17 protein-coding genes are annotated in these 15,448 nt (G+C 65.7%); 13 read left to right on the forward strand and 4 right to left on the reverse strand.

The window, feature by feature from the left end:
• The first annotated feature begins 2 nt into the window (after positions 1 to 2).
• The 4 genes from KHN93_RS10775 to KHN93_RS10790 all read left to right on the forward strand — a co-directional run bounded on the left by KHN93_RS10775 (position 3) and on the right by KHN93_RS10790 (position 4,663).
• Positions 3 to 641: a YfgM family protein gene (locus tag KHN93_RS10775; protein WP_212579556.1), complete on the forward strand. Its 639-nt coding sequence runs from the start codon at positions 3 to 5 to the stop codon at positions 639 to 641.
• The gene (gene bamB / locus KHN93_RS10780) at positions 641 to 1,858 is read left to right on the forward strand and encodes an outer membrane protein assembly factor BamB (RefSeq protein ID WP_212579557.1); all 1,218 of its coding nucleotides are present in this window, start codon (positions 641 to 643) and stop codon (positions 1,856 to 1,858) included. The genes KHN93_RS10775 and bamB overlap by 1 nt, the downstream gene beginning before the upstream one ends.
• A 10-nt stretch (positions 1,859 to 1,868) precedes the next feature.
• On the forward strand, positions 1,869 to 3,266 hold the full coding sequence (der, locus tag KHN93_RS10785; protein WP_016904421.1) for a ribosome biogenesis GTPase Der: 1,398 nt from the start codon (positions 1,869 to 1,871) through the stop codon (positions 3,264 to 3,266).
• 176 nt (positions 3,267 to 3,442) lie between these two features.
• On the forward strand, positions 3,443 to 4,663 hold the full coding sequence (locus KHN93_RS10790; RefSeq protein WP_104559675.1) for a molybdopterin molybdotransferase MoeA: 1,221 nt from the start codon (positions 3,443 to 3,445) through the stop codon (positions 4,661 to 4,663).
• Between the two features lie 231 nt (positions 4,664 to 4,894).
• On the opposite strand, the gene moeB is transcribed toward KHN93_RS10790, so the two are convergent.
• The gene (moeB, locus tag KHN93_RS10795; protein WP_104559778.1) at positions 4,895 to 6,037 is read right to left on the reverse strand and encodes a molybdopterin-synthase adenylyltransferase MoeB; all 1,143 of its coding nucleotides are present in this window, start codon (positions 6,035 to 6,037) and stop codon (positions 4,895 to 4,897) included.
• Positions 6,038 to 6,141: 104 nt separating this feature from the next.
• On the opposite strand from moeB, the gene KHN93_RS10800 reads away from it, so the two are divergent.
• The 3 genes from KHN93_RS10800 to KHN93_RS10810 all read left to right on the forward strand — a co-directional run bounded on the left by KHN93_RS10800 (position 6,142) and on the right by KHN93_RS10810 (position 7,959).
• Positions 6,142 to 6,357 carry a hypothetical protein gene (locus tag KHN93_RS10800; RefSeq protein WP_016904861.1) on the forward strand — a complete coding sequence of 72 codons (216 nt, stop codon included), beginning with the start codon at positions 6,142 to 6,144 and terminating at the stop codon, positions 6,355 to 6,357.
• A 549-nt stretch (positions 6,358 to 6,906) separates the two neighbouring features.
• Complete coding sequence (locus KHN93_RS10805; RefSeq protein ID WP_104559674.1) at positions 6,907 to 7,485, forward strand: DUF4142 domain-containing protein; 579 nt, start codon at positions 6,907 to 6,909, stop codon at positions 7,483 to 7,485.
• 48 nt (positions 7,486 to 7,533) lie between these two features.
• Entirely contained in the window at positions 7,534 to 7,959 is a 426-nt protein-coding gene (locus KHN93_RS10810; protein WP_104559673.1) for a hypothetical protein, read from the forward strand.
• A gap of 90 nt (positions 7,960 to 8,049) precedes the next feature.
• Here KHN93_RS10810 and KHN93_RS10815 read toward each other — a convergent pair whose 3' ends face one another.
• Positions 8,050 to 8,802, reverse strand: coding sequence for an OBAP family protein (locus tag KHN93_RS10815; protein ID WP_102254442.1), 753 nt, complete (start codon positions 8,800 to 8,802; stop codon positions 8,050 to 8,052).
• Positions 8,803 to 8,963: 161 nt separating this feature from the next.
• Between KHN93_RS10815 and xth the strand changes: the two genes are divergently transcribed.
• On the forward strand, positions 8,964 to 9,956 hold the full coding sequence (xth, locus tag KHN93_RS10820) for an exodeoxyribonuclease III (RefSeq protein WP_104559672.1): 993 nt from the start codon (positions 8,964 to 8,966) through the stop codon (positions 9,954 to 9,956).
• Between the two features lie 10 nt (positions 9,957 to 9,966).
• On the opposite strand, the gene KHN93_RS10825 is transcribed toward xth, so the two are convergent.
• Positions 9,967 to 10,254, reverse strand: a complete 288-nt coding sequence (locus tag KHN93_RS10825; RefSeq protein WP_024940800.1) for a PQ-loop domain-containing transporter — start codon at positions 10,252 to 10,254, stop codon at positions 9,967 to 9,969.
• Positions 10,255 to 10,465: 211 nt separating this feature from the next.
• Between KHN93_RS10825 and KHN93_RS10830 the strand changes: the two genes are divergently transcribed.
• From KHN93_RS10830 to KHN93_RS10840, 3 genes are read left to right on the forward strand one after another with little or no spacing between them, the layout of a single operon-like run.
• Positions 10,466 to 11,719 (forward strand): molybdopterin molybdotransferase MoeA, encoded by a 1,254-nt coding sequence (locus KHN93_RS10830; protein ID WP_212579558.1) that lies wholly within the window; start codon positions 10,466 to 10,468, stop codon positions 11,717 to 11,719.
• Positions 11,720 to 11,741: 22 nt separating this feature from the next.
• A complete protein-coding gene (locus tag KHN93_RS10835; protein ID WP_212579559.1) occupies positions 11,742 to 12,332 on the forward strand; it encodes a molybdenum cofactor guanylyltransferase in 591 nt (196 codons plus the stop codon).
• Complete coding sequence (locus KHN93_RS10840) at positions 12,316 to 12,678, forward strand: hypothetical protein (protein WP_047128696.1); 363 nt, start codon at positions 12,316 to 12,318, stop codon at positions 12,676 to 12,678. Before KHN93_RS10835 ends, KHN93_RS10840 begins: the two co-directional genes overlap by 17 nt.
• 27 nt (positions 12,679 to 12,705) lie before the next feature.
• On the opposite strand, the gene KHN93_RS10845 is transcribed toward KHN93_RS10840, so the two are convergent.
• The gene (locus KHN93_RS10845; RefSeq protein ID WP_047128697.1) at positions 12,706 to 13,704 is read right to left on the reverse strand and encodes an NAD(P)-dependent oxidoreductase; all 999 of its coding nucleotides are present in this window, start codon (positions 13,702 to 13,704) and stop codon (positions 12,706 to 12,708) included.
• Between the two features lie 82 nt (positions 13,705 to 13,786).
• Here KHN93_RS10845 and KHN93_RS10850 point away from each other — a divergent pair, with 82 nt between their 5' ends.
• Positions 13,787 to 14,359 (forward strand): ANTAR domain-containing response regulator, encoded by a 573-nt coding sequence (locus KHN93_RS10850; protein ID WP_024940396.1) that lies wholly within the window; start codon positions 13,787 to 13,789, stop codon positions 14,357 to 14,359.
• A 4-nt stretch (positions 14,360 to 14,363) separates the two neighbouring features.
• Positions 14,364 to 15,434: a CmpA/NrtA family ABC transporter substrate-binding protein gene (locus KHN93_RS10855; protein WP_047128698.1), complete on the forward strand. Its 1,071-nt coding sequence runs from the start codon at positions 14,364 to 14,366 to the stop codon at positions 15,432 to 15,434.
• The last annotated feature ends 14 nt before the right edge of the window (positions 15,435 to 15,448 follow it).

Consider the following 15,448-nt stretch of genomic DNA (forward strand, 5'->3'; position numbering starts at 1 on the left):
GCATGGCGATCGACGATCTGCTGGACGAACACGAACAAGGCGAACGCGTTCGTTCCTGGTTGAGAAAGAATGGCGCAGGGCTGGTAGGCGGCGTCGTGGTGGGCCTGGCCCTGATCCTGGGCTGGCAGTGGTGGCAGAAGCACACCGCCACCCAATCGGTGGAAGCCAATACCCGTTACGAAGCGGTGGTCAAGTCCATCCAGGGCAAGGGCCTGGACAAGGCGGCCAAGGACATCGTGGCGCTTGACGATGGCAAGGGCGGTGTCTACGCCGAACTGGCTGCATTGCGTCTGGCCAAGGCCCAGGTGGATGCCGGCAAGCATGCCGAAGCGATCAAGACCCTGCGCGACGTGCCTGCCGAAGGCGAGCTCAAGCAGATCGTGCAGCAGCGCCTGGCGCGTGTGTTGACCGAAAGCGGCAAGCCGGACGAAGCGATCAAGCTGCTGGCCGATGCGCAGGACCACACCAGCCTGGAGATCCGCGCCGATGCGCTGGTCGTGCAGGGCAAGCCGGATGAGGCGCGTGCGCTCTACGCCAAGGCCCTGACCACGGTGGACGTGGCCTCGCCGCAGCGCCGTTTGCTGGAAACCAAGCTGATGGATGTGGGCGGCAAGGTGCCCGATCCGGCGGAGCAGATTTGATGAAGCAGGTTGATATGTACAAGCGCATTGCATTGATCGCCCTGATGGGCGTGTCGCTGGCCGGTTGCAGCACCGTCAAGGGCTGGTTTGCCGGGAAGGACGCTGCTGCCAAGAAAGCGCAGGAACCTGCCGAGCTGGTCAAGTTCGAGCCGTCGGTCAAGGTCGACAAGATCTGGTCCAACGGCGTGGGCAAGGGCGAAGGCCATATCGGCGTGCGCCAACGTCCGGCGGTGGCCGATGGCAAGGTGTACGCCGCGGCGATTACCGGCGGCGTGCAGGCGCTGGACCTGCAGACCGGCAAGCGCGTGTGGGAATACAAGCCCAAGAAGGAAGAGCGTAACGATCGCAAGTTCAAGCAGCGCCTGTCCGGTGGCCCTGGCGTCGGCGAAGGCCTGGTGGTGATCGGCACGCTATCTGGCGACGTGATTGCGCTGAACCAGGCCGATGGCACCGAAAAATGGCGTGCCAAGGTGCCGAACGAAGTCATCGCTGCACCGGCGATTGCACAGAACCTGGTGTTGGTGCGCAGCAACGATGGTCGCGTCAGTGCCTTCGACGCGGCTACCGGCGAGCGCCGCTGGTTCCATGCCGAAGAAGGCCCGACCCTGTCGGTGCGCGGCAATGCGCCGATCGTGACCGGCCCGGGCGTGCTTTTCGTCGGCAACGACAGCGGCACCTTGAGCGCCCTGGCGCTGCAGGACGGCCGCCCGTTGTGGGAACAGGCGATCGGCGTGCCGGAAGGCCGCACCGAGCTGGAGCGCATGTCCGATGTGGACGGTGCCCCGGTGCTCGACGGCACCACGCTGTATGCGACCAGCTTCAAGAACGAAACCCTCGCACTGGAAGGCCCGAGCGGCCGTCCGCTGTGGACGCGCGATCACGGCGGCGCCGGTGGCGTTGGCGTGTCGTCGGCGGTGGTGGTGGTGTCCGACAACGCCGGCTCGGTCTGGGGCCTGGACAAGAGCAGCGGTGCGGCGATGTGGTCGCAGGCCGCGCTGGCGCGTCGCTCCCTGACCGGCGTCGCTATCCAGGGCGATTACGCTGTGGTCGGCGATTACAAGGGCTATCTGCACTGGCTGAAACTCAGCGACGGTGCACTGGCCGCGCGCGCTCGCGCTGGACGCGACACGCTGCTGGCGCAGCCGATCGTCGTGGACGGCATTCTGTTGGTACAAAACACCGATGGCGATATCACCGCCTTCCGGTTGGCACAATAAGGACTTCGCGATGCTGCCCCTGGTCGCCCTGGTCGGACGGCCCAATGTCGGCAAGTCCACCATCTTCAATGCGCTGACGCGCACCCGTGACGCGCTGGTCCACGACCAGCCCGGCGTCACCCGCGACCGTAACTACGGGGTCTGTCGTCTCGACGAGGAACGCCCGTTCATCGTCGTCGATACCGGCGGTATCGCCGGCGACGAGGAGGGCCTGGCCGGCGCCACCGCGCGCCAGGCCCGCGCCGCTGCCGGCGAAGCCGATCTGGTGCTGTTCGTGGTCGATGGCCGCGAAGGCGCCTCCTCGCTGGACGACGAGATCCTGGCCTGGCTGCGCAAGCTGGCGCGGCCGACCGTGCTGGTCATCAACAAGATCGACGGCACCGACGAGGAGACCGTGCGCTCGGAGTTTGCGCGCTACGGGTTCTCCGATGTGGTGGCGTTGTCTGCCGCGCATCGGCAGGGCATCGACGAGCTGCTCGAGGAAGTCGGCGCACGTCTGCCCGAGGAAGGTGCCGGCGAGCTGCTGGATACCGACCCGGCGCGTGTGCGCATCGCCTTCGTCGGCCGCCCGAATGTGGGCAAGTCGACGCTGGTCAATCGCCTGCTCGGCGAAGAACGCATGATTGCCTCGGAAGTGCCGGGCACCACGCGCGATTCGATCGCCGTGGACATGGACCGCGATGGGCGCCAGTACCGCTTGATCGATACGGCCGGCCTGCGTCGCCGCGGCAAGGTCGAGGAGGCGGTGGAGAAGTTCAGCGCGTTCAAGACGCTGCAGGCGATCGAGCAATGCCAGGTTGCGGTGCTGATGCTCGATGCCGGCGAAGGCGTCACCGACCAGGACGCGACCATTCTGGGCGCTATCCTGGACGCTGGCCGCGCCCTGGTGGTGGCGATCAACAAGTGGGACGGGCAGAGCGACTACCAGCGCGCGCAGGCCGAAGACCTGCTGTCGCGCAAGCTGGGCTTTGTCAGCTGGGCCGAGGCGGTACGGATTTCCGCGCTGCACGGCTCGGGCATGCGCGAGTTGTTTCAGGCGATCCACCGTGCACACGCGTCGGCCACGCACGAGTTCAGCACCAGCGAAGTCAACCAGGCGCTGGAAATCGCCTACGAGACCAATCCGCCGCCTAGCATCCGTGGCCACGTGTCCAAGCTGCGTTACGTGCATCCGGGTGGCGCAAATCCGCCGACCTTCATCGTGCACGGCACGCGCCTGAAGGTGCTGCCGGAGTCCTACAAGCGTTATCTGGAAAACTTTTTCCGCAAGCGCTTCAAGCTGGTCGGCACGCCGGTGCGTTTCATCTTCCGCGAAGGTGCCAATCCGTACGAGGGCAAGAAGAACACGCTCACCGAACGACAGGTGGCGCGCAAAAGGCGGTTGATGAAGCACGTCAAGGGCAAGTAAGCAGCGAACGGTGCGCGCCTGGCGAATGATCGTCAGGTGGAGTGGCCGCAGCGCCTGCGACTGCCGTGGTCGAGTGCCGCGAGCTACGCCAGAAAAGTGTGGTGATTCCTTCTGGCATATGCAGTGGCAATGCCTGGCATTCTGAGTCGTCGTGGTGCACTGGTATCCTGCGTGCCATGACCGACTATCCCTCCCGCATTCCCTATGCACAGGCGCTGCAGATCCTGCAGGCCGTCGCCGCCAACAGCCGTCCGCCCGACGAGAACATCGCCACCTCGCGTGCCGACGGGCGGATCAGCGCTGCCGATCTGATCGCACCGATCGCGTTGCCGCCTTTTGCCAACAGCGCGATGGACGGCTTCGCGTTGCGGCATGCCGATGTCGCTGGCGGCGATGCGGCGTTGCAACTGGTCGGCGAGCAGTTCGCTGGCGAGCGTTGGACCGGCACGCTGAGCGCCGGCCAATGCCTGCGCATCACCACCGGTGCGCCGCTGCCCGATGGTGCCGATACGGTGATCCCGAAAGAGGATGCGCAGGAACGCGATGGCGTGGTGCGTTTCCATAGCATGCCTGCGCCGGGTGCGGCGGTGCGCCAGGCCGGCAGTGACGTGCGCGCGGGCGATCTGGTGGTACAGAGTGGCCAAGTGTTGACGCCTGCGCGGATCGGACTGGCGGCTGCGCTCGGTCTGTCGCGGCTTGCGGTGGCGCCCCGGCCGACCATTGCGGTGCTGCCCACCGGCGATGAGCTGGTGGAGCCGGGCATGCCGTTGGGGCCGGGACAGATCTACAACAGCAACCGCGACATGCTGATGGCGCAGCTGCGCGCACTAGGCTACGCGCCGACCGCATGGCCGACCCTGCCGGACGATCCGCAACGTATCCGCACCATGCTGGAGGACGCGGCTGCGGCCTTCGATGTGGTGATCACCTGCGGCGGCGTCTCGGCGGGGGAAAAGGATTATCTGCCGCAGCTGATCGGCGAACTGGGCCGCATCCACTTCTGGCGCGTGCGCATGCGCCCGGGCATGCCGGCGGTGCTGGGCCAGATCGGCCGCTGCCTGGTGCTGGGCCTGCCGGGCAATCCGGTCTCGGTGCTGGCGACGCTGATCGCCTACGGCGTGCCGCTGCTGGATGGTCTGCAGGGACGTAGCGAGCCGCGCCCGCTGTGGCACGCAGCCTTGGCCAGTCCGTGGGAAAAACGCCACGAGCGCCTGGAGTTCCTGCGCGGGCGGCTGGAGTGCGGCGAAGACGGGCGTCTGACGGCGTTGCCGCATCGTGGTGATGCATCGCATCTGCTGCGTGGCGTGGCCGACAGCAATGCCTTGATTGTGTTGCCTGAGCAGGCGCGGCGCTTCGAGGCGGGCGAGATCGTGCGGGTGATTCCTTACGCGCTTTGAGTGTTTGGTGCAGCACGCGCGACAACCGGCGGGGCCGCGCTCGCCGCCAGGCGGGCGCTACCGGCTGCACGCCGGTCCTTTCGCGCCTTCGGCACTAAACGCCGACGCTGCGCGAGCTGATGGCAACCACATGGATGGCGCAGCCCGGTGTGGCAGACCGCCCCGTCCATGTCACACGCGGGAACGCGGCGTCCGGACGCGAGGCTGCAACCAGCACCGATCAGGCCGTTCTCAGCCGACTGTGCTGCCGCAGAAGGCGGCGTAGTCGGCATACCCAGTGAATGCGGCACCGGGAGCACACACCGGGCAATGCGGGTCGGGCGGCAGCCGGATTTCGCGAAAGCGCATTGCCAATGCATCGAAGCTGAGCAAGCGCCCGGTAAGGGTATCGCCGATGCCCAGCAGCAACTTGATCGCCTCGGTGGCCTGCAGCAATCCGATCACCCCGGGCAGCACGCCCAGCACGCCGGCCTCGGCGCAGCTGGGGGCGAATTCGGGCGGCGGCGGCTCCGGAAACAGGCAGCGATAGCACGGTGCATGGCCGCGCTTGCGGCCGGCATCGAACACGCTCAATTGCCCTTCGAACTGCTGTACCGCACCGTAGACCAGCGGTTTGCCGAGTTTGACGCAGGCATCGTTGAGCAGATAGCGCGCAGGAAAATTGTCGGCGCCGTCGACCACGACATCCACGTCCTTCAGCAGGGCTTCGACATTGCCGGCAGTCACGCGTGCCTGCAGCGCTTCGACCTGCACGCGTGGATTGAGCGCGGCAATGCGCTGCGCGGCCGAGCTGACCTTGGCAACGCCGACGCTGTCTTCCACATGCAGGATCTGGCGCTGCAGATTGCTGCGGTCCACCACATCGTCATCGGCGATCCGCAGGTGGCCGACCCCGGCGGCAGCGAGATAGAACGCCGCCGGCGAGCCGAGCCCACCTGCACCGACCAGCAACACGCGCGAACGCGCCAGACGCTGCTGGCCTTCCAGACCGACCTGCGGCAGGCGCAGATGGCGCGAATAGCGCTCGAGAAAATCCTGCTCGTCGGGCGGCAGGGTAGGGCGCACCAAGGGAAGGCCGGCGCCGGTCCACGCGGCGGTGCCACCGAGTACCGAAGACACCTGTGTATAGCCGTGCGCGCGCAGGATCTCCGCCGTGTGTGCCGAGCGCTTGCCGCTCTGGCAGATCAGCACGATCTCGCGCGCCTGCTCCGACAGATGCTGTGCGGGTGCGGTTTCCAGATCGTGTTGCGCAATCGCCAACGCGCCTTCGGCCTGGCCGCCGGCACGTTCGTGCAACTGCCGGATATCGATCAGCAAGGCGCCTTGCAGGGCGCGCAGGCGGGCGTCTGCGGGGGAGATGTCGTAGCTGCTCATGGCGTCATTGTCGCGCAAACACAGGCCGTGCGATGCACGGGATTGTCATGTTGGCATCAGGCTCACCAGCACGGCGGTAGCGTGGGCACACAAGGAGACCCTCAATGACCCCCGATATCGACGCGCAATTGAAACAACTTGCCGATGCATTGCCTGATATTCGTCGCCAGCATCCGGACGATTTCTGGGATGTATTCCATGCACGTGCAGAGAAGATCACTGCTGCCGCAGAGTCGCAGGAGCAGGCGGCGCAAATCGTCAAACGCATCGACGAAATCCTGTCGGCGCATCAGTTGGGCCCTGCGGATCCCGGCGCCTGACATAGCAGTCTTCGATGCGCGGGTGTTGCCGCAAGTGGGTGGCCTGCGCCCACTCCGCGCATCCATAACATCGACCGGCAGCAAGCTGGCGCAGCATTACGGTAGCGCCGGCTTGCCCTTGGCATCGCATAGCGGTGCACACAGGGATCCTGCCTAGCACGCAGTCGCTGCATGTAATCGATCAGCGGGGTCGGCCATCTCCGCAGATATGCGGATCGGTCAGAGTGATAATGCTAGACCTACTGAGACACCATTACGCCCGCTGTGCACGCGCGTACAGCGCTTGACCGCAGCATCGGCGGTGCTGAGTGCTGGGTATTCCAACGCAGTCTGACGTCCGAGCCATGTTCTGTCGTAACAGAGGCCGGTGTCGCAACGCAACGGCCTGTATGTTGCGACGACCCGAACAAGGACGCCATACCACCTTCATTCAATGTGAAACGTAGTGCGTTGCAGCACCGTTTCCTCTCCATCTTTCGACACCGGTACGACGATCGGGTCACGCAATGAGGTCCAGCATGGAGGCACACCTTCTGGCTGGAGATTCACATGAAAGTACGTCACCCGATGTTTGCGGCGCTGACCCTGTGTCTAGGTATCGCCACTGCTGCGCATGCGCAGAATGCAACGCAGGCCGGCATGCCCGCCACCACGCAGCAACAGGCGGGCAATAGCGCCCCAAGCGCGAAGGAGCGTGAGGCACTGGGCACCCTGAGCGCCATCAATACCAGTGAAATCGGTGCGGCCAATCTGGCGCTGCAGAAGCAGGTGCAAGGTGGCGTGCGCGACTATGCAATGCAGATGGTCAAGGAGCATACCGACAACAATCAGAAGCTGGCCAAGTGGTCGCCGGACCTGTCTGCTGCCGCTGCCACGGCGCAGACGAGCAAGGGCAAGACCGAACTGGCGATGTTGCAGAAGCTCGATACCAAGGCCTTCGAGACCGCCTACGTTACGGCAATGGTCAAGGACCACACCGATGCACTAGCGGCGCTGGACAAGCAACTGATTCCTGCGGCCAAGACGCCACAGGTGCTGGCGCATCTGCAGACCACGCGCAGCCATGTCGCGGAGCATCTGGCGGCTGCCAAGACGCTGCAGGCCAGTAGCAAGGGTGCTGGGCGCTGAGACATGCCTGGATTGCCGGCAACACCGGTTGCCGCTGCTGAAGACCCTATGCTGTGGATGCATCGCCTGATCATCCGTGCCGAGCCGCACCAGATCCTGGATGCGTGGTGCGATGCCAATGTGCAGCGCCGCATGCTGCATGGAGTGGCGGAGCTGGTCGCTGGCGATGGACATGCATCGCGCTGGGCGCTGCAGGCAACCTGGTGTCGGCGCGGTGTTGTCGGGTTGCAGCGTGGTGAGGCGCGCCTGGGTGAATCGGTGCGTTACCAGGTTGATGGCGATCGCGGCCTGCAGCTGGGCGTGTTGCTGCATGTGCAGACTGCGCCTGCATGCGAGGGCAGTTGTGTCACGTTGAGCCTGCAGGGTGCAGATGGGCGGGAGAGCGCTCAGCCATCGGTCGAGCGCTTGCAGCGTGCCCGGCATCTGTGGATGGGCAAGGCGTTACGGCGGCTGCGTGACGGTATGGATGTTTGAGATCGCGTCCGCTTGTCTGCACCTTGTCGATGGACTTCGAATACCTTGCCGCCCGATTGCAGTTGCAACGGGCGGTCAGGTTTTGAGGATTCAGTCGGATGGGGTGCTTGCGTCAACCACCCCGGAAATCGGTTCGGCATTGCCGAAGTGCGGCCGCAGGGCATCCACGCCGTGCTGCGGCTTTGCCAGCGGGGTCAGGTCCTGGCGGTTGGCGCGACGTTGCGCAGTAGAGAACGTAGCCAGCTTGTCGCGCTGATCGATCAGCGGTTGCTGGACCTCGCCATCGCGGTTGAACGACCAGGCCAGCATCGGCTTGCCCAGCGGCAATGCATCGCCCGCGGCGGTGCCGTTGCGCGAGTGCCAGGTGTGCCAGGTCTTGCCATAGCTGTTGAGCTTGCTGCGCATCAGTTCTTTCTCTGCGACCAGCGGCAGGTTGGGCGCGGACAGCTGGCCCGACAGGATTTCGCCATTGTGCGGATGCCAAAAGCTGCGCTCGTGCTGCGGCAACTGCGCGAACAGTTGTTCGGAAATGATGTACTCGATGCCGGTCAGGTTGGCCTGATCGGTATTGCCGTCGTAGAGTGCGCATTGCGCCAGGTCTTCATTGACCTGATGGCAGTAGTGATGCGCTTCCATCTGTACATCTGGTGCGTCTTTCATCGGATGGAAGCCCACCAGGTAGATGTCGAGCTTGCCGACCGGCCCGGTCGGTTGCAGGACCCTGGCGCCGGCTTCCAGCACATTGGTCTTGGCGCTTTCAGGCGCGCCCGGTGGGGTAACCGAAGGCGGGCTGCGCGAGCAACCGGCGCACAGCAGGGCGATCCAGAGTGCGGACTGTCGCATGCGATCTCCAATAATGAATAGTGGGGCCAGGCTACGGAGGCTGATGGTCTGCGAGGCGTGAGCGCGTGCGCCGATCTGCAGCGGAGCTTCACCTCGCTTGAGCATCTGCTTAATGCCATGACGGCGATGCTGATTCACTACGCACGCCTGGTCGCTCATCCATGTCCGCCACCACCCGCAAGATCGCGACATTCAATGTCAATGGCATCACTAGCCGGCTGCCGCATCTGCTGGAATGGTTGCAGCGCGAGCAACCGGACATCGTCGGCTTGCAGGAATTGAAAGCCACGCAGGACGCCTTTCCGCAACAGGCGATCCGCGATGCCGGCTACGGCGTGATCTGGCAAGGCGAGAAGTCGTGGAACGGTGTGGCATTGCTGGCGCGCGGCGCCGATCCGGTGGAAATCCGTCGCGGGCTGCCGTGGGACCGCGGCGATACGCAGAGTCGTTATCTGGAAGCTGCAATTCACGGGGTGGTGGTGGCCTGCCTGTATCTGCCCAATGGCAATCCGCAGCCCGGGCCGAAGTTCGACTACAAGCTGGCGTGGTTTCAACGCCTGATCCGGCACGCCAGGACGCTGGTGGACCTGCCGCACCCGGTAGCACTGATCGGCGATTTCAACGTGGTGCCGACCGATGCCGACATCTACGACCCCAAGGGCTGGCGCAAGGATGCGTTGCTGCAGCCGGAGAGTCGTCAGGCGTACCAGACCCTGCTCGAGCAGGGCTGGACCGACAGCCTGCTTGCAGTGCATGGCGAAACGCCGATTTACACCTTCTGGGATTATTTTCGCCAGCATTTTGCGCGCGATCGCGGCTTGCGCATCGACCACCTGCTGCTCAATCGCACCCTGGCGCCCGGGCTGCAGGACGCCGGCGTGGACAAGTGGGTACGTGCACTGGAAAAGGCCAGCGATCATGCGCCGACCTGGATCAGCGTGCGTGTGCCCGAAGCGGTAGCCGAGCCAGCAACGCAGGCCGAGGCCGTGCCCAGGCCACGAAAGCGTGCCGTGGCAAAGGCACGCCCGGCACGCAAGTCCACGACGAAGAAAACGCCCAAGACTGCGGCGAAAAAGGCCGCAACGCGGTCTGCCGCCAGCAAATCAATCGCACCCACCAAACCGCGCAAGCTGGCGAATAAAAGCGCTGAGTGACGCGGCAGCGCTAGCCGATACTGCCCGCGTGACGCTCCATCCGACGCTGCTTGATCCGGTGCAGCACATGCCCGGTGAGGGCGGTCAGCAGGATTAACACGTTGCTGACGATAAACACGGCATTGCCGACCAGGTAGCTGTAGAGGATGAACAGCACCGAGGCGCTGATCTGGCCGATGAACAGCCAGCGCGAAACGCCCTGTGCCGCATCCGAGCGCCATTGCTTGTAGATCTGGCGGATCAAGGTGGCAATCAGGACGGCACTGGCGAGCCAGCCCACAAGGTCAACGAGTTGCATGCGGCATGAATACCGTGGGGGAACTGGGTGTCACTGTGCGATCTGCCGTGTAGGCGCTGCGTTCTAGCGGCTTCAAGCGACGTGCGCACTGGTCGAGACGAGGGCGCACATGCAGCAGGATGCGGTGATGCCGCGATCGCGGCGCCTGTACCGGCCGCGTCGGGGGCCGGTATCCTAGCCAGGTCATCCACCGGTCGACCGTGCCTTGCTCATGATCAGCTACGCCGACGCACTTGCGATTGTCCATCAGCAGATCGCCGTGCTTGTCGGCGAGTGGGTGGACAGTGCCGATGCCGAGGGGCGTGTGCTCGCGCAGGCGTTGTCGAGCCCGGCCGAGTTGCCGGCGTTCGACAACAGCGCGATGGATGGATTTGCGTTGGTCACGGCCGGCCGTGGCGCGATCGCCGGCAGCGAACATGTGATCGGTGGCGCCGTCGCCGCAGGCGAGGATGTGGGTGGCATCACGGCGGGCAGCGCGTGGGAAATCATGACCGGTGCCGGCTTGCCCGCAGGTGCCGATGCCGTGGTGCCGATCGAGCAGGTGGACGTGCTGGCGCACGATGACGCGCGGCCCGGTCGCATCCGGCTGCGCGCCGATATCCGCGCCGGTCAGCATATTCGTCGACGTGGGGAAGATGTGGCCTTGCACGATCGCGTGATCGAGGCCGGCACCGTGCTGCGCGCCGCGCACCTGATGCTGTTGGCCGGGCTGGGCTGTGCGCGTGTGCAGGTGGTGCGGCGTCCGCGTGTGGCCTTGATTGCGACCGGCCGCGAGTTGATCGGCGATCCGGCGCAGCCGTTGCGGCCTGGCCAGATTCGCGATGGCACCAGCAGCTATCTGCTCAGCCAGCTGCGTGCAGCCGGTGCCGAACTGGTCTGGCATGGACAGGTGGGCGATGACGATGCTGGCTTCGATCTGGCGCTTGGGCAGGCGCGCGATGCGGGCGCTGAGGTGATTCTGAGCACCGGTGCGGTGTCGCGCGGGCGCTACGATTTCGTGCCCGATGCCTTGGCACGGCATGGCGCGGCGGTGCTGTTCCACAAGGTTGCGGTGCGGCCGGGCAAGCCGGTGTTGCTGGCGCGCTTCGGAGACGGTGCGCTGTATGTCGGTTTGCCGGGCAATCCGATGGCCAGCGCTGCCGGGCTGCGCTTTTTCGTTGAGCCGGCGCTGCGCGGTTTGCTTGGCATGCCTGCCGAGCGCGGCTTGCAGGTTGCGCTGGAGACGCCGATGCAGGCACGACCGCTGTGGCGGCAGCACCTGCGCGCACGTTTGACCTGCAGCGCTGCCGGCGTGCTCTGCGTGCAGATCCTGCCGCAGCAGGAGTCGTTCCGCGTGGCGCCGTTGTTGCAGGCCAATGCGTGGGCGGTACTGGAGCCGCAGGACGAAGGCGCCGCGCCCGGTACGACAGCGCAGGTGTTCGGGCTGGGCCATCTGCAGCCGGCTGCACCGGCGATTACGCCATGAACCTGCACTTGCACGCCGTGCGATGCCGTGCCGGCGAGCAGGCGGCGTGAACGCGAGGCCTGCATGGACGGGCGTGGTGTTGGCCGGCGGCCGTTCCTCGCGGATGGGGCAGGACAAGGCGCTGCTGCAGTGGCGCGGACGTCCATTGCTGGAGCACATGCAGGCGTTGCTGCGCGATGCCGGCGCGCACAATGTGGTGATCAGCGGCGATCGCCCGGACTACGCCGGGATTGCCGATGCGCAGCCGGACCTGGGGCCGCTTGGCGGCCTGGCCAGCGTGATCGATCAGCTCGCCGATGCAACGACACTGGTGGTGCCGGTCGACATGCCGCTGCTGTCCCGGTCATTGCTGGATCGGCTGCTGGCGCCACCGCATCGGCGCTGCGTTACCTTTGAAGACCAGATGCTGCCGATGCGCCTGTACGTGGATGGCGTTGTGCGTGAGGCGCTCACTGCGCTGATGGCCGGCCCCGCTTCGTTACGCTCGCTGCGCGCCCTGCAGGCTGCGCTGCAATGCCATCGCATCGCTGTCACCGCCAGCGAACGCGCCGCGTTCGTCAATTGCAACACGCCCGAGCAATGGAGTCAGCTCATTCATGAAAATCCAGATTGAAGCTCAGCAACTGCGCTTCCGCATCGACGAAGCCGAACTGGCCGACTTGCTTGCCGGGCGCACGGTCGAGAATCTGAGCCGCTTGCCGAGCGGGCAGGGCGCACGACTGCTGCGCCACAGCGTCAGCCTGAGCGACGGTGATGCGGCCTGCAATTGCACTGCCGAGCATTGGCAGTTGTCGGTGCCGCGCGATGCGCTGGAACAGCATGCACGGCAATTGCCCAGCCGCGAGGGATTGCGCTTCAGCTTCGATGCCGGTGCTGGCCTTGCCGAACAGACGGCGTTGCAGGTGACCTTCGATATCGATGTGCGCGACAGTGCGCGCAAGCGCTTTCCGAAAGCCTGAAGTGCCATCAGCGCACACGCACAGCGCTCATGCGTTGATTTCAAGCCCCGCAGCAATGCCGGGCACCCGATCGCAGGCCAGGCCACGCGCCTGCAGCGCCGCTTCGATGGCCGCAGCATCGGCATCGCTGTAACCGGCGCCACTGCGCAACGCGACCACATGCAGGCCTTCTGCGGCCAGTTCCAGCACCAGATGCTGTTGGGCGTCGGCCTGCTGCGGCAAGGCGCGGCGTGAGGCATCGCGTCTTGCCAGTTCCAGTACCGCATCGGGGATGTCGTCGCCGATCAGCAGGACGTCGGCCAGATTCATCGCACGCAGCGCCTTGATGGTGAGCAGGCCGGGATCGCCCGGGCCGGTGCCGACCAGCTGCACGCTGCCGCGCACCGGCACCGCGCCGGCATCGTCCAGTGCCGCGATGAAGGCGCCTTCGGCTGCGTCGTCGTTGCCCGCCTGCAGCAGCAGCGGCACGTCGCCGTCGATGACGCGGTCGAACCAGCGCCGGCGCCGGTTCATGTCGGGGAACTGGCTGCGGATCCGCTCGCGGTGACGCGCGAACATGCCGGCGAAGCGGCCGACCGAGACATCCAGTTCGCGTTCCAGCCGTTCGCGCAGGCGGCGTGCCAGCATCGGTGCGGCACCGGCGGAGGAAATGGCGATGACCAGCGGGTCGCGATCCACGATGGCCGGCACCTGATAGGTCGACAACTCGGCATCGTCCACCACATTGACCAGGCGCTGACGCGCCCCGGCAGCAGCGGCGACGCGTTGATTCAACTCGCCATCGTCGGTGGCGGCGACCACCAGCCACACGTCGTCGATCCAGGCGGGATCGAACTCGCCGTCCAGTTGTTCGAAACGGCCCGCCTGCATCAGTTCCGCCAGTTCGGGCGAGAGCGCATGCGCATACAGGCGGATCTGCGCGCCCGCCTTGAGCAGCGCCAGCACCTTGCGCGTGGCGACCTCGCCACCGCCGATGACCAGCACGGCGCGCGCTTGCAGATTTGCGAACAGCGGGAACAACGGCATCAGACGTACTCCGAAAGGATGGCTCGCACCGACGGCATGTTGCATGGCACCATCAGGCCACGTCCACGCCTCGCTGCCGCCAATGCGTGTCTTGCTGGTCAACGATACCGAAAAGCCGATCGGCGAACTGCGTCAGGCACTGACGCGCGCCGGTTATACGGTGCTCGACGATGTAGCCTCGGTCGGTGCATTGCTGCACGCGGTACAGAGCCAGCAGCCGGATGTGGTGGTGATCGATGTCGACTCGCCCTCGCGCGATACCCTGGAGCAACTGTCGATGCTGCATGCACATGCGCCGCGGCCGGTGGTGATGTTTTCCGGCGATGGCGACGATGCGTTGATCCATGCGGCTGTCGGCGCCGGCGTCACCGCCTATGTGGTCGATGGCCTGGCGCCGGCGCGGCTGGCGCCGATCGTGCAGGTGGCGCTTGCGCGGTTTGCGCAGGAGAGCAGCATGCGCAAGCGCCTGGACGATGTGCAGCAGGCGCTGCAGGACCGCAAGCTGATTGATCGCGCCAAGGGCCTGCTGATGGAAAAACGCGGCCTGAGCGAGGCCGATGCCTACGCGGCGCTGCGCCAGCAGGCGATGAAGCAGGGCGTCAAACTGGCCGAAGTGGCGCGACGCATCGTGGCCATGGCCGAGTTGCTGGGATGAACACATGAGCCAAGCCGACCTCCCCGTATTGCGCGTGGCCTACATGCCGCTGATCGATTGCGCGCCCCTGGTCGCGGCGCAGCGGCTGGGCCTGGATCGCGTCCATGGGCTGCAACTGGACTTGCAACGGCAGGCCTCCTGGGCAGGCGTGCGCGACCGTCTGCTGGCCGGCGAGGTCGATGCGGCACATGTGCTGGCCAGCCTGGTGTATGCGATCGACCTGGGCATTGCCGGGCCGCAATGCCCGATGGCGCTGTTGATGACGCTCAATCACAACGGCCAGGCGATTACGCTGGCGCCTGAGCTTGCGCAGGCCCTGGAAGAGGGGCAGAGCTTGCCGCAGGCGCTGGCCAGCCTGGGCCGCCGCGCCGTGTTTGCGCAGACCTTCCCGACCGGCACGCATGCGCTGTGGCTCTATTACTGGCTGGCCGCGCGCGGCGTGGACCCGATGCGCGACGTGGAGGTGCTCAGCATCCCGCCGCCGCAGATGCCGGACGCCCTGGCCAGTGGACTGGTCGACGGCTATTGCTCCGGCGAGCCGTGGGCTGCGGTTGCGCAGGCGCAGGGCAGCGGTCGCCGGGTGATCCGCAGTGGCGAGCTATGGGCCGGCCATCCGGAGAAGGTGCTGGCCTGCCGACGCGAATTCGCCGCGCTGCAACCCGAGTTGAGCGAACGCCTGACCGCCTGCGTACTGGATGCCTGTCGCTGGCTGGATGCGGACCCGGCAAATCGGGCGCAATGTGCGCAATGGCTGGCCGAGCCGAAGCATATCGGGGTGTCGGCCGCGCATCTGGCCGCCTGTCTGGATGCCGATGTCGAAGCCGAGGCACATGCGAAGGATGTGACAGCGCTGGCCTTCCATCGCGATGGCGCGGTCAACATGCCGTGGCTGTCAGACGGCGAGTGGTTCCTGACCCAGTTCCAGCGCTGGGGCTGGCATGACATCCAGGAAGACGACATCGCGCGGCTGCGCGACATCCATCGACTGGACAACTATCGGCGCGCTGCCGCACGCGTGGGCGTGGTTTCCCCCGAGGGCGACCACCGCAGCAATCGGTTGTTCGATACGCCCTGAGCCCGGATGCCGAG

The organism is Xanthomonas arboricola pv. juglandis, assembly GCF_905367715.1.
GTDB classification, from domain to species: Bacteria; Pseudomonadota; Gammaproteobacteria; order Xanthomonadales; family Xanthomonadaceae; genus Xanthomonas; species Xanthomonas arboricola.